11 protein-coding genes, 2 pseudogenes and 2 riboswitches are annotated in these 13,075 nt (G+C 46.5%); of the genes and pseudogenes, 5 read left to right on the top strand and 8 right to left on the bottom strand.

Going from position 1 to position 13,075, the window contains the following annotated elements:
* Positions 1 to 126: 126 nt before the first annotated feature.
* The gene (gene cysI, locus IC21_RS12375; RefSeq protein WP_029142752.1) at positions 127 to 1,839 is read right to left on the bottom strand and encodes an assimilatory sulfite reductase (NADPH) hemoprotein subunit; all 1,713 of its coding nucleotides are present in this window, start codon (positions 1,837 to 1,839) and stop codon (positions 127 to 129) included.
* Between the two features lie 17 nt (positions 1,840 to 1,856).
* Positions 1,857 to 3,713 (bottom strand): assimilatory sulfite reductase (NADPH) flavoprotein subunit, encoded by a 1,857-nt coding sequence (locus IC21_RS12370; protein ID WP_050996539.1) that lies wholly within the window; start codon positions 3,711 to 3,713, stop codon positions 1,857 to 1,859.
* A 120-nt stretch (positions 3,714 to 3,833) separates the two neighbouring features.
* Positions 3,834 to 3,934: riboswitch (SAM riboswitch) on the bottom strand.
* A 173-nt stretch (positions 3,935 to 4,107) separates the two neighbouring features.
* Here IC21_RS12370 and IC21_RS12365 point away from each other — a divergent pair.
* The 3 genes and pseudogenes from IC21_RS12365 (at position 4,108) to IC21_RS12355 (ending at position 5,962) form a co-directional block, all read left to right on the top strand.
* Positions 4,108 to 4,803 (top strand): 2-phosphosulfolactate phosphatase, encoded by a 696-nt coding sequence (locus IC21_RS12365; RefSeq protein WP_029142754.1) that lies wholly within the window; start codon positions 4,108 to 4,110, stop codon positions 4,801 to 4,803.
* Positions 4,796 to 5,580 (top strand): annotated as a pseudogene (locus IC21_RS12360) (phosphosulfolactate synthase). Before IC21_RS12365 ends, IC21_RS12360 begins: the two are co-directional and overlap by 8 nt.
* Positions 5,564 to 5,962 carry a VOC family protein gene (locus IC21_RS12355; protein WP_029142755.1) on the top strand — a complete coding sequence of 133 codons (399 nt, stop codon included), beginning with the start codon at positions 5,564 to 5,566 and terminating at the stop codon, positions 5,960 to 5,962. The pseudogene IC21_RS12360 and the gene IC21_RS12355 overlap by 17 nt, the downstream one beginning before the upstream one ends.
* 322 nt (positions 5,963 to 6,284) lie before the next feature.
* Here IC21_RS12355 and IC21_RS12345 read toward each other — a convergent pair whose 3' ends face one another.
* From IC21_RS12345 to IC21_RS16770, 3 genes are all read right to left on the bottom strand, one after another.
* Positions 6,285 to 7,274 (bottom strand): ABC transporter substrate-binding protein, encoded by a 990-nt coding sequence (locus IC21_RS12345; protein ID WP_029142756.1) that lies wholly within the window; start codon positions 7,272 to 7,274, stop codon positions 6,285 to 6,287.
* Between the two features lie 11 nt (positions 7,275 to 7,285).
* Positions 7,286 to 8,050, bottom strand: a complete 765-nt coding sequence (locus IC21_RS12340) for an ABC transporter permease (RefSeq protein ID WP_013859347.1) — start codon at positions 8,048 to 8,050, stop codon at positions 7,286 to 7,288.
* A 258-nt stretch (positions 8,051 to 8,308) separates the two neighbouring features.
* Positions 8,309 to 8,420, bottom strand: a riboswitch (TPP riboswitch).
* Positions 8,386 to 8,565, bottom strand: coding sequence for a hypothetical protein (locus IC21_RS16770; protein ID WP_029142757.1), 180 nt, complete (start codon positions 8,563 to 8,565; stop codon positions 8,386 to 8,388). Its footprint overlaps the riboswitch before it by 35 nt.
* A gap of 242 nt (positions 8,566 to 8,807) precedes the next feature.
* On the opposite strand from IC21_RS16770, the pseudogene IC21_RS12330 reads away from it, so the two are divergent.
* Together IC21_RS12330 and IC21_RS12325 are read left to right on the top strand one after the other, a co-directional pair.
* Positions 8,808 to 10,078: pseudogene (locus tag IC21_RS12330) on the top strand (MFS transporter).
* Positions 10,047 to 10,694: a TetR/AcrR family transcriptional regulator gene (locus tag IC21_RS12325; protein WP_029142758.1), complete on the top strand. Its 648-nt coding sequence runs from the start codon at positions 10,047 to 10,049 to the stop codon at positions 10,692 to 10,694. The pseudogene IC21_RS12330 and the gene IC21_RS12325 overlap by 32 nt, the downstream one beginning before the upstream one ends.
* A gap of 36 nt (positions 10,695 to 10,730) precedes the next feature.
* On the opposite strand, the gene IC21_RS12320 is transcribed toward IC21_RS12325, so the two are convergent.
* The 3 genes from IC21_RS12320 to IC21_RS12310 are packed head-to-tail and all read right to left on the bottom strand — an operon-like array spanning position 10,731 to position 12,731.
* Positions 10,731 to 11,957: a DUF6688 domain-containing protein gene (locus IC21_RS12320; protein ID WP_035176597.1), complete on the bottom strand. Its 1,227-nt coding sequence runs from the start codon at positions 11,955 to 11,957 to the stop codon at positions 10,731 to 10,733.
* A gap of 19 nt (positions 11,958 to 11,976) precedes the next feature.
* Positions 11,977 to 12,228 (bottom strand): hypothetical protein, encoded by a 252-nt coding sequence (locus IC21_RS12315; protein ID WP_013859343.1) that lies wholly within the window; start codon positions 12,226 to 12,228, stop codon positions 11,977 to 11,979.
* A 41-nt stretch (positions 12,229 to 12,269) separates the two neighbouring features.
* Positions 12,270 to 12,731, bottom strand: a complete 462-nt coding sequence (locus IC21_RS12310) for a GNAT family N-acetyltransferase (protein WP_029142760.1) — start codon at positions 12,729 to 12,731, stop codon at positions 12,270 to 12,272.
* Between the last annotated feature and the right edge of the window lie 344 nt (positions 12,732 to 13,075).

The following is a 13,075-nucleotide window of genomic DNA, read 5'->3' as shown; positions in this document are numbered from 1 at the left end:
TTCCCAGCATGGCAACCATCCTTTATGAGGTATTCTGCTAAACAGTATGTCCCAATTGGAAGCCTTTGTAAAGAAACAAAAAACTGTGCCCGGAGAATAAAATCCTTCTAGGCACAGTTTGTAAAATTATTTATTCACCGCTGCCGGTTTATGAAAATCACGTCCGTCACGGATCGCTTCTACAATTCCGGCGCGGATGACGAAATCCCCGAAATGTTCGCCTTCCTGCCGTTCTTTTGCATATTGCAAAAGAATCGGGCGCAGTGACGCGAGGATCTCTTCTTCCCCGATATTTTCCTTATAAAGGCAAGCAAGCCTGTCGCCGGTGAAGCTGCCACCCAAATACAAATTGTATTTTCCGGGGCCCTTTCCGATAAAAGCCATTTCCGCAAGCGCCGGCCTTGAACATCCGTTCGGGCAGCCCGACATCCGGATGACGATTTCTTCTTCGCGCAGCCCCGCTTCGTCCAAAATCTCCTCGATTTTTCCGAGCAGTTCCGGCAAGTACCGTTCTGCTTCCGCCATCGCAAGGCCGCAAGTCGGGAATGCGACACAGGACATCGAGTTTCTTCTGAGGGCGGAAGCATGCTTGCCGTCCGTCAGATGGTATTTTTCAACCAGCTCGCCGATCTTTCCTTTCATTTCGTCGGTGACATTGGAAATAATAACATTCTGATTCGGGGTCAGGCGGAACTCGCCCTGATGGATTTTTGCAATTTCGCGCAGCCCGGTCATCAAAGGATAGCCGTCAAAGTCTTTGATCCTGCCGCTTTGGACAAATAACGTCAAATGCCATTTGCCATCGCCTTTGATCCAGCCGTAACGGTCGCCGTTATGGTCAAAATGGAACGGGCGGGCCTCCCCGAGATCCCAGCCGAGCCGTTCATTCAGTTCCGCCTTGATCCATTCAAGCCCCCGCGCGTCAATGGTGTACTTGAAACGCGCATTTTTCCGGTTCGCGCGGTTGCCGTAGTCGCGCTGGATCGACACCACTTTTTCCGCCACTTCAATCACCTGGTTCGGCGTGCAAAAACCGATGATCCGGGCAAGCTGCGGATATGTTTTCGGATCGCCGTGGGTCATGCCCATCCCGCCGCCAACCGCGACATTAAACCCTTCAAGCTTCCCTTCATTCAAAATGGCGATAAACCCTAAATCCTGTGAAAAAATATCGACATCATTGGAAGGCGGCACAGCAAACCCGATTTTAAACTTCCGCGGCAAATACGTTGGCCCGTACAGCGGCTCTGCCTCTTCCTGCTCTTTTGTATCAATGATTTTTTCATCTTCCAGCCAGATTTCATGATACGCGGAAGTCCGCGGCAACAAGTGGTCGCTCGTTTTTTTCGCCCATTCATACACCTCGGCATGCACATCCGACTGGTACGGGTTCGGGTTGCACATGACGTTCCGGTTCACATCCCCACACGCGGCAAGCGTCGTCATGAGCGCATCGTTCATTTCCCGGATGGCCTGCTTTAAATTCCATTTTAAAATGCCATGCATCTGGAATGTCTGCCGGGTTGTCATACGCAGCGTTCCGTTCCCGTATTTTTGCGCCAGTTCATCCATCACAAGCCACTGTTCCGGGGTCGCAACGCCGCCCGGAATGCGGACACGCACCATAAACTGGTAAGCCGGCTCCAGTTTCTTTTTGCGCCGATCGTTGCGGATATCACGGTCGTCCTGCTGGTAGCTGCCATGAAATTTCAACAGTTTATTATCGTCTTCGGATATCGCGCCGGTGAGCGGATCTTTGAGCCCTTCCGCAATCGTCCCTCTTAAAAACCGGCTTTTTTCTTTTATCGTTTCAAGCGGATCAAGTTTTTTATCAACCATCTTCCTGCCCCTCTCTGTTAATACACATCACGCTGGTATCGTTTTGCCCGTCGCATTTCCTGTAAATAACCCTCTGCCTCTTCCCTCGCCATATTGCCTTCTGTTTCAAGAATTTGAAGCAGCGTTTCCTGGACGTCGCGGGCCATGTGCTTTTCATCGCCGCACACATACACACAGGCGCCTTTTTCAAGCCATGCATAAAAATCTTTGCTTTTTTCAAGCATCCGGTGCTGGACGTATATTTTTTCTGCCTGGTCGCGCGAAAAAGCCACATCCATCCGTTCGAGCACGCCATTTTTCAGCCAGTTTTGCCAGTCAAGCTGATACAGAAAATCCGTCGCAAAATGCTGGTCCCCGTAAAACAGCCATGTTCGTCCGGTGATCCCTTCCGCTTCCCTTTCTTCCAGGAAAGAACGGAACGGCGCCACGCCTGTTCCCGGCCCGATCATGATCACCGGTACATCCGGGTCAGCCGGAAGTTTGAAATTCGGATTGCGGTGGACATAAACCGGCAGCTTGTCTCCCGGTTTTATCCTACCTGCGATTTGCCCGGAGCAAACCCCTTCGCGCACCCTTCCGTTTGCTGTATAGCAGTCCAGTGCAATGACAAGATGGACTTCATCGGGGTTCGCTTTCCAGCTGCTTGCGATCGAATAAAGCCGCGGCGGCATTTTCCGGAGCATTTGTACGAAAGCTTGCACTTCCACTTTTTCCGGCGGATATTCCTCGACAAGATCGAGTAGGCCCCGCCCTTCAAGGTACGCCTTTGCCTCCGCTTCATTTTCAAGCAAAGCCGTAAGCGCTTTGTTTCCGAAAAGCACGGCTGCTTGCTGAAGCAGCGGTTTTGTTAATCTCGTAATTTCATAATGTCTGAGTAATGCTTCCCTGGCCGGCAGCACTTCCCCTTTTTTATTGACCGGAACCGGTTCTTCCGGATCCCAGCCGAGCTCTTCGATCAACCGTTCCACGAGTTCCGGGTCATTTTCCGGGTAAATCCCGATGCTGTCCCCCGGTTCAAATGTAAAACCGGACCCTTCAAGGGATAGTTCGATATGGTGCGTTTTTTTATTGGACCCTTCCCAGTTCAAGTTGATATTTTCCAGCACTTCCGCCTGGAACGGGTTGGATTTGGAATAATCGGTGTTTGCAGGCCGGGTGGCATCCGCAGCGGTTGGAGCCGGCAAGGCAGATGCCCGGAGCACGCCTGCAACCCCTTCAAACCATTCGCGGGCGTCCTCTTCATAATCCACATCACAATCCACCCGCGGATAGAGCCTTTCCCCGCCCAACTCTTCCAGCCTCTTGTCGATCTCTTTTCCGACCTTGCAAAAAAAATCATATGTCTGGTCCCCAAGCGCCAAAACTGAAAAAGGGACCCCGTCCAGTTTCGGGGCTTTTCTGCTGTGGATCAGCTCATAGAAAGACAATGCGTTGTCGGGCGGGTCCCCTTCCCCTTGTGTGCTTGTAATGATGAGCAGATACCCTGCATTTTTTAAATCTTTCGGCTTGACCGCATCGAGTGCCGAAAAAGATACGGCAAACTGCATTTCTTTTAATCTGGCTGCGAATTCTTCGGCAAGCGCCTGGGCATTGCCTGTCTCGGAACCAAACAGCAGCGTAACCGCTTTGGTTGCCGTCTGTACCGGCTTTTCGGCAACAGCTGTACTTCCCGGGGGATTCGTTCCTTGTTCGGCAAACGGATATGTTAAATATCCGCTCAGCCATAATTTTTGCTGATCCGTTAACATTTGCAGCAGTTCATTTAACTTTTCCGCCTGTTCTTTACTAAACGGGCTGTTTTGTACACTTAACGGCAAATCTTCCACCTCGCAATGTTTGCATGCACTTTTCAATTGTTTAATTATATATGACATCCTAATCCAAATAGACATAGGCGTTTACTTGGATTTTAATCCGCTTCTTACCATGAGAAGCGCCTTCGAAAAAAGCTCTTCTTACAAAGATAAGAAGAGCCGGCGCACAATGGTCAACTTCTCTTATCTTTCAGACGATTGTCTGCAGGAATTGGCACAGTGTTTTTCAACCTGTTGCCGAGGCTTCAAAGGGCCTTTCCCTCCACCTCTCTGGATAAGAAGAACGAATCATTATTTAGAAATCATTGAAAACATTATACAATCAAATGCGGCGGGAGTCAATTCTTTTTTGAACAGACGGGGGCGATAAAAAAAGAAAAGGGTGGCAAGTTCCGCATCAAGCGTCCCTCCAATATACTTTATGTATCTTTTGCATAGAATGAGGGGGGAATGGATGAACATCCACATTTACCAGGGGAATGAGATCACGCCGGAAGACGGGGATGCCAATATTGTGATCGATGTGATCCGCGCGTTTACGGTTGCCCACCATGCCTTTTTGGGCGGCGTAAAAGAGATATGGCTGGCAGACTCAAAAGAAGCGGCTTTTTGTATCAAAGACAAATACCCGCATGTCTTGCTCACGGGCGAAGGGAACGGGCTTCCGATACCGGGATTTGATTTGGGCCATTCACCGGCCGCCATCGCCAAACAGCCGTTAGCCGGCAAAACGCTGGTGCAAACATCCACAAACGGGGTAAAAGCAGCCTTCCGCGCCCTTTGTGCAAAGGAAGTCTATGTTACCGGCTTTTCGAATGCAAAAATGACGGCAAAATGGGTCCTGCGCAAATGGAAAGGCAAAGACAACGCCCGCATCAACATGATCGCTTCCCATCCGACGGGGGAAGATGACCTGGCATGCGCATTATACATGGAAAGCATCATCAATGGCGCGGAGACGATCAAGCCGGAATCAGTGATCAAGGAGATTGTAAATGCCAGTGTTGCAAAGAAATTTCTTGATCCCGGCCAGCCTGCATTTAACCCGGCTGACCTGGAATTTTGCAGCAACGAAACAGACTGCGGGTTTGTTATGAAAATTGATCCAACAGGAGAATTTCCAACGATCGTGAGGGTTGAAGATGAATGACCATGGTTTGACACTGCCTTTACGCAATGAGAAACCGCGGGATTGCGGAATCACCATCTTAATTGACAATGGCATTCCGCTGAACTTTTTTAAAGATACCATGAACAGTGCAGCCCCTTATATTGATTTCGTCAAATTCGGCTGGGGAACATCGGTGGTTTCGCGCCATTTGGAAGAAAAAATAGATCACCTGAGGCAAAACGGCATTGCCTTCTTTTTCGGCGGCACTTTATTTGAAAAGTTTGCCAGCCAGGGAAAGACGGATCGGTACGTTCAATACTGCCGGCGGTTTGCATGCGAATATGTTGAAATCTCAAATGGCACCCTGCCGCTGTCCAATCCGGAAAAGTGCCATTATATTGCGGAATTTTCAAAGGAGTTTAAAGTGTTAAGTGAAGTTGGCTCAAAAGATACTGCCAAATCAATAGCCGACACGCCGGCGTTATGGCTGGAATCGATTAGTCAAGATTTAGAAGCAGGCGCATATAAAGTGATGACAGAGGCAAGGGAAAGCGGCACGAGCGGCATTTGCAACGGGGACGGGGAAATACGGGAGGAGATGTTTGCGGCCATCCTGGACTCCGGGATTCCCCGCGATGCTTTCATTTTCGAAGCGCCCAACAAGCAGCTCCAGGCTTTTTTATCCAACAGCTCGGCCCGGATGCCAATCTGGCCAACATCCCTTTTTCGGATGCCCTTGCGCTTGAAACATTAAGGCTCGGTTTGCGATCAGATACTTTTTTTATTGGAGGAGATTCCCATGAGAGAAACGGATAAAATTTTTCATTTGGCGATCCCGTGCAAAGATCTTGATGAAACAGCCGATTTCTATCAGAAATTAGGCTGTAAGGTGGCGCGCCGGTATGATGACCGGGTCACTTTCAATTTTTTCGGGGACCAGGTTGTCTGCCATCTGAGCCCTGAAAAAATAGACCCCAACCCGAAAATGTATCCCCGCCATTTCGGCATTACTTTTTTGGATAAAGCAGCATTTGAGGAAACCCTCCAATCCGCAAAGAAAAACCGCTTGGCATTTTTCCAGGAGAAAATGGTCCGGTTTGGGGGCAGGCAAGAGGAACATTGGACATTTTTCCTCCAAGATCCCTCCAACAACTTGCTCGAATTTAAATATTACCACGATGAAAGCATGGTGTATTAACCAGTCCCATTCATTGCTCAAAGCATGCGATGCGGCTTTTTCCGGAAAGAGCCGCATCGCATGCTTTGCCATTTGGGCCAGGCGATAAGCGTTTTTTCCTGGCCCGAGACGTTTGATCGTTATGTTCAGCAGGATGGCAAAGCCCCGGAGGCCCTTTTTAGGCTTAACATGCAAACCGCAGGCATACAGCTGCGGTTTTTTTGCGGCTTCCCGCAGGAACATGCAGCGCTTGAAGCGAATAACATACTCTGCATGTTCCGCCACCCGGTTTTGTGATCCCATGCTGGCGGAAGCCAAAGCGATTTGGCTTCCAGAATGCTCCTTATTTATTTTCTAAATGGACAAAAGCTTTTGCGGCATTGACATGTGTTTTTGTGATCTTTGTCTGGTACAGCCAATCCGAAACGTCTTGCCATTTTTTCAGGCCCTGATCGGCAATCGTTTTATTTTTTTCGCTCATCAGCGGCAGCAAAATGTGCAGGCTCTTCGTTTCCACATTTTTATCCAGCGGTGAAGAGGCATCTTCATGTTTTAACAAAATGGCAAGCGCCTTTTCCGGATGTTTTTTGACATATTGCTGGCCTTTTTCGGCGGCAGCAAGAAATTTTTTAAAAATGTCTGGCTGCTGTTTCAGCTTATTTTCGTTTGCGATGAAAACGAGTTCGGCATAATCCGGAACACCGTATTTTGCCGGATTGAATGCTCTAACGGGTACGCCTTCCTTTTCCAGCAGCAGCTGTTCATGATTAACAAAACCGCCGACGATCGCATCAGTTTTACGGGCTGTCAGAGCAGGGATTAAATCATAGCCAACATCCACTGTTTTCACCTTGTCCGGATCGCCCCCGTCTGCTTTGACCATTGTCCGCACGGCTGCTTCTTCCAGCGGAATGGAAGAGTAGCCGACCGTTTTGCCCGCCAGGTCTTTCGGTGAGCGGATGCCGCTTGAAGCTGGCACCATCACACGGTTCAGCGTATGGCGGACGACGGTGCCAAAAGATTGGACCGGAATATTCTCATCGCGCGCGATTAACACTTGGGGTTGATAACTTAATGCAATATCAATTCGATTCGCAGCCGCAAGTTTTAACGGGTCATTTGTGTCAGAAGGCATTTTGATGCTGACATCAAGACCCTGCGCTTTAAAATAGCCTTTTTCCTGGGCTACATAAAGAAAAGAATGAACCGCATTTGGATACCAATCCAGCATAATCGTTACTTTTTGCGCATGTTTCGTTGCTTGCTGCGAATGATTGCTGCAGGCACCTAGCATACACGCCAGTACAGCGACCATTACCCATCGTTTCTTCATTGAACATCCCCCTAAATTTTTGTTCTGTTTTTCAATAAGCTTTTTTCCATCCCATAAATAAGCAAAAATAATCCCATGCCGAGTGCAGCCAAAAGAAAAACGGCCGAAAAAACAGCGCCCGACTGCAAATACCCAGACATTCGCTTGCTAAAAAAGCCAAGCCCCGCAGTTGCGCCAAGCCACTCTCCGATCGCTGCCCCGCTGACACAATATACAACCGATAATTTCAAGCCGGATAAAAATTGGGGAAGGGCCATCGGGACAGAAAGTTTTCGGAAAATATCCCAACGGCTGGCGCCCATTGTCCGAAACAAATTCAGATAGGCGGGATCGACGGTTTTTAATCCGTCAAAAGTGCTGATTACAATCGGAAAGATAGCCGTTAACACAATAATCGCTACCTTGCTCCAAACTGAATAGCCGAACCACATCATAAAAACAGGTGATACGGCGACAAGCGGGATCGTTTGCGAAATAACAAGAAACGGATAAAAGATTTTTTCAGCCGTTTTGGAGACATACATGATGACACCGATCATCACTCCACCCGCAACAGATAAAAGAAAACCGATGCCGACTTCCTCCACTGTCGCAGGCAAATGCACATTTATTAGTTGCCTGTGATTTTCTATGAAAGATGCATAGATTTGGGTAGGGGACGGCAAAATGAAAGACGGGATCACCCCTTTCTGTATGACCCACTGCCAGCCGGCTATCAAGACCAGCATCGTAACGCAAAAAAGTCCGTAATCCCCCAGCCATTTTCTCCACTTCATTTAGGAAACCTCCTTTCATCCGAACTTCCAATATGTACAAGCTGCAAACCGTTCCAAAGCCCGTTCAACCATTTGAATTTTTTCCTGCTATAGCAATCTTCCACCTACTTTTTGTTTTTATTTCTTCCTGCTTCATTACAAGCCCGTCGTCATTGACGGGGTTTTTCCGGTTATCGCCCTAAAAGCAGCTATTTTTCCTCCCTTCCAACAGAAAAAAGCCAGGCCTGTAAAAGACCTGACTTTAATAAGCAAGAAAATTTTCACAAATCCCTACTTTCCTACGCCGGCATGATCCGGATCAGGTCCAAAGGGTTGAAAAACCAACTGTTTTTCTCTCAGCCCGCCAATCCGGGCACCCCTAGTAGTCTGAAATATTCACTTTTTTCTATTATAGGCTTTCTATTTGCTTGTGTAAAGTGGTGCAGGCTTTTTTCTATGGTAATTGGTTCGATAGTCAGGGCTCCTGTTTTTACCAAAAAACCCGGGAAAAAAAGCAAAAAACTTTTAATCATCATGATTTGCCTCTTATTCACGATATATAAGCTCATTTAACGCTTCATTCCGTCATCGTAAACTGAATAGATAGCCATTCAGATATTTATACGACAGCGGCTGCGGTTGCAAGTGCTGACGGAAACAACCACATCGCCCCCTCTTCTCGTGCTTGTATGCTCACAAAAAAAACCAATTTTATGAAAAAGATGAAAATAGTCTTGTTAAATGACACAAATGTCGCTTATAATTATAAAAACGACACATGTGTCATTTAAGGAGGAGCATAATGAAGCATTCGCTTTTTAAAAATCATTCCTTTCTATTCTTAATCAGTGCGCAAACCGTTTCAAATCTTGGCGACTGGCTGCATCTTGTTGCATTGTTTGCATTAGTGGCATTTAAGTGGCACGCTGACCCGATTGCAATGGCAGACATTACATTATGCATGGTGCTGCCGTCAATTTTATTTGGATCCCCTGCCGGCTGGCTGGCAGACCGGTTTAACCGTAAAGTGCTGATGAGCTTCTCGGATTTCGCCCGCTGCGGTTGTGTGCTCGGGATTGCTTTTTCCGTTTCGCTTTGGCAAGTTTATATCTTTCTATTTTTTTGGGCTTTTTCTCAGCCGTCTTCACCCCTGCAGAAAGCGGCCTGCTTCGCCAAGTTGTTGGTGAAAACCAAATACAGGCGGCAATCGGCACAAGCGAGATGATCAATAACAGCGCCAAAATCATCGGGCCGGTAGCAGGCGGCGCATTGATCAGCCTGACCGGAATCAAAGGCGCTTTTTATCTTGATGCCATTTCTTTCTTCCTCTCCGCCCTCCTGCTGTTTGGAATCAAGGCGCCAACATTACAGAGCCCGGTAAAAAGTGATCTAGAACATCGGGAAAAGGTCTCGCTAACTGAAGGATTTCGCTTTCTCTCCGGTTTTCCCGTGTTAAAAATAGGTCTGATCGTTTTTTGTACCATGATACTGGCCTTGCAAATTTCTGATTCCCAGGCCATGATATTAATAAGGGATATCAAGAACGCAACGGTCCATTTTGCGAGCTGGTGTATTGCGGCAAGCGGTTTTGGCATGCTTACTGCTTCCGTGCTGTTTACGAAAATAAAGTTAGGGGAGAAATTAATCACTTTAAAAATCAGCCCCGCCATACTTGGTTTGGGTTGTATCATGGTAAGTACGGGTACCGGCTGGCCGATCGGCATCATTGAAGCCGTTTACCCTTGCGTCTTTTTTCTGATGGGTTTTTCTTTTACAATGGCTGTCATTCCTTTCGATGTGCTCGTCCAAAAGAAAACGCCTGAAACGCATACCGGAAGAGTGTTCGGTACCATCAACAGCCTTTCTACACTCGCTGTGCTTGTTGGCATATTACTTGGAGGCTCGCTTTCAGAGTGGTTTGGCGTCCGTCTCGCATTCCTGATCTCTGGCGGAACCACTTGCCTGCTTGCTGCCGTTTCCGCAATCGCAATGAAAAAAGCAGAAAGGAAGGAAATTCATGTCGCCGAGGGTATCAAAACAACATCTTGAAGAAAGAAAAAATCATATATTGGATGCTGCGAAGCGGGTGTTTGAACGAAAAGGCTATGAACCTGTTACCATGCAGGATATCGTAAAAGAAGCCGGCATTAGCAGAGGAAATCTGTATCAGTATTTTTCTAACACAGAGGAAATCATGCAGGTGGTTATTGAAAAAAATGACGATTCATTTTATACGTACATTCAAGACCTGGCAAGCAGCCATGAAAAAGTATGGGATGCCATTCAAGCCTATCAGAAAGTGGTTTTCCAAAGTTTGCCAAATCCTTACGGGATCGTGATGTATGAATACTCTGTCACCAGGTGGCGCAATCCGGAAAGAAAGGCATTTTTCCAAAAAAGGTATACCCGGGCCATGAAAAGCTTTTTAGCGCTTCTAGAAGAGGGCGTAAAACAGGGTGAATTTCACCCGGTACAGCCGCTTGAAACGATTGTCAATTTTATGGTGAACATATGGGACGGACTGATTTTAATGGCTCATGTAGAGGAACCGGAAAGAGTGGCAGTAGGCGGACAGCTTGAGGCGTTAAATTTATACTTAATTCAGGCTTTGCGCCCCGATGAAAATGCAGACTGGCATTTGGACACCAAGATTGAACCCGGCTGATACGAACCGGGTTCAGATATAAAACGATGATGATCGTTATTTACGCAGTTCGCTATATTGAATCTGAATCCTGTTTTCCGGTTTTTGATCCACTGTATATAAGATAAACAGAAAAAACCATTCCAAAGGTTTCATGAAAAGATAGACAAGGTCAGCTGACCACTTTGTACGGATATGCCTGCTGAGAGGATAACCGTATTTATCATAAATATAGCGGATGAAGTGATGCATACGCGGCATGTATTCTTCAAGTAGATGTTCGAAAGCGTTCGCAACAAGCAGCTGGCGGTTCACAGGAATTCTTTTGCCGTGCCGGAGCCCTGCCCTTACCGGCTTAACGACTTTTGTGTGACCCCTCGCTGCCACAGAACATAAATAGTGTTCGTCTCCCTTTAACATTTCCGGAGGGGGATTGGGTATCCTGGAATAGGTGAAAGAACTTGTATCTAAAAACAAACGGATAAAGCTGTCCGGCCGCTGACCAAATAATATGAGGACCATTTGGACAATAAGCAAAACAGGAAAAAAACAAATCGCCCACAATCGAGGCATTTTACTATACCGTACGGAAATTTTAAAGAGTAAAAGAAGAAATCCCTTATACTGTACAGTCTCTTTCCTCATTTTTATTGAAAACTCATTCAGTGAATCTTTTAACTTGGTGATATACAGTAAAGCAAGGCAAAATAAGCTATATTGAAATGCTCGGACGGAATACATATCCCCCAGTTTTGAGAATAGCGTATGTGTAAAATAAACAGTAGCAAACCCAATATTTAAAACCAGTATCGTACTGCTCACGACATAGATAACCGGTGAAACCCGGCCGGCATAAAAATTCAATATCAGGAACCCAGCCATGCCCAGTACAACCAACACAATCGCTGAAAAGATATGATTAGGAGCCAATGAAGCATAGCCGTCCGCCCGCCCTCCAATTTCATAAACGTGCAGCTGTTCGCCTGCCCTTGCACCATAAGCGTTCAGATAACACCCCACGATAAACAGGCAAATAAGCACGACTGCATTCACCGTATCCATTGTTTTGACTTTGATGGATGGGGCTGCTTGTGTTCCCTTTTTAAAACTGGATAGGAATCTGGCAATCACATACACAGGAATACAGAGAACAAATAGGGCTAAAAACACAAAAAATACGGATAGAATATGATAGCCAAATCCTAGGATGTATGCCGCTGCCAGGAACAAAAGCACAACTGCAATTAAACTTATGATCACAATTGGCGCTCTGTTGTTTTTCAATGCAGTCCCCCCTACTACGCTAAATGAATGCTTTTGAAAATGCGCCCTTGTAGCGTTTCTTTGCGATTGGATTTCCGAAAACAACAGTTAAATTGATTTGTTTTTCCAGGCCTTTGGTTTCTTTCGCTATGCTTATGCGTTTTTTTAAAGTGTCTCCCCACTCCCTTTCCTCTCGAAGTTCATGCGACAAACATGCCGTAAACATGGCCTTTATAAATCGATGTTTCTGATATGCGTCAGCATCAGACTCCTTTAAAATACGGATATGCATTTACTCCTCTCCTGTCCGCTTTTTCTTTTATCGTTAATGTTCTAAACCTTTCCTGCCATCCGGAACACTTTCCCGTCCATTTCGGGCTTTAGCCATTTCATTCCCATTTTCTCATAGAACGAAATGGCTTGCTTATTTGTCGGGGATACTCTGAGATGGTATTCCCCCAATTGATGTTTTTTGAAAACGCTCATCGCATACGCATGCAGTTCAGCGCCAAGACCCGAGCCACGTTTTTCCGGAATAAGATAGTACAAGTTGACATAGCCAATCGGTTTACCTTCAAAATCTTTACGTGTCACCTCAAGCTGTCCAATTGGAACACCATTTTCAATCGCAAGCATAAAACCTTCCGGAAATCGTACTTGCTGCATTTCAAGCCATTCAAGGTACTCTCTTGCATTGAAATTTGCATCCGTTCCGAAGCTTACGATAAAAGAATCCCTTCGGAACGGGAGAATATACTGGAGATGCTGCCTGACTTGAATGGGAATGAAATCCATTTATTAACCTCCTCTCTTGCTTCCTCCTTTGCCAGCCCTTTATCATTTCTTTTCGCCCCGGCAGCTGAAATCCATTTATCAATCGGTTGGCACAATTCTCTATTTTCTTATCGTCATCTATTGTAGCACAAGAACTGCGGATTTCCTTCTTTTACATTGTCCGTTTACTTTTTCAGCGTGAATCAACGGTCAATTATGGATAGTCATTTTTGAAGCAATATGTTATGTTGAGACTGTAAAGGATGCGGAATTGGGTGTTTAGTGCAAAATGAAAGTACAGAGTTCTGCAACAAAAAAGTGCAGAGCTTCATGGCATAAAAAAAGGCTTGCCAGCTCCTAAAATT

This window comes from Heyndrickxia coagulans DSM 1 = ATCC 7050, assembly GCF_000290615.1.
GTDB lineage: Bacteria > Bacillota > Bacilli > Bacillales > Bacillaceae_C > Weizmannia > Weizmannia coagulans.
The sequence above is the reverse complement of the archived record's forward strand: the minus strand, read 5'-3'. Positions and strand labels throughout refer to the sequence as shown.

Bases quoted from the DNA above. Each gene is read 5' to 3' on its own strand.
- cysI (WP_029142752.1), bottom strand. From the start codon at position 1,839: ATGGTTGATAAAAAACTTGATCCGCTTGAAACGATAAAAGAAAAAAGC.
- IC21_RS12370 (WP_050996539.1), bottom strand. From the start codon at position 3,713: ATGTCATATATAATTAAACAATTGAAAAGTGCATGCAAACATTGCGAG.
- IC21_RS12365 (WP_029142754.1), top strand. From the start codon at position 4,108: ATGAACATCCACATTTACCAGGGGAATGAGATCACGCCGGAAGACGGG.
- IC21_RS12355 (WP_029142755.1), top strand. From the start codon at position 5,564: ATGAGAGAAACGGATAAAATTTTTCATTTGGCGATCCCGTGCAAAGAT.
- IC21_RS12345 (WP_029142756.1), bottom strand. From the start codon at position 7,274: ATGAAGAAACGATGGGTAATGGTCGCTGTACTGGCGTGTATGCTAGGT.
- IC21_RS12340 (WP_013859347.1), bottom strand. From the start codon at position 8,050: ATGAAGTGGAGAAAATGGCTGGGGGATTACGGACTTTTTTGCGTTACG.
- IC21_RS16770 (WP_029142757.1), bottom strand. From the start codon at position 8,565: ATGATGATTAAAAGTTTTTTGCTTTTTTTCCCGGGTTTTTTGGTAAAA.
- IC21_RS12325 (WP_029142758.1), top strand. From the start codon at position 10,047: ATGTCGCCGAGGGTATCAAAACAACATCTTGAAGAAAGAAAAAATCAT.
- IC21_RS12315 (WP_013859343.1), bottom strand. From the start codon at position 12,228: ATGCATATCCGTATTTTAAAGGAGTCTGATGCTGACGCATATCAGAAA.
- IC21_RS12310 (WP_029142760.1), bottom strand. From the start codon at position 12,731: ATGGATTTCATTCCCATTCAAGTCAGGCAGCATCTCCAGTATATTCTC.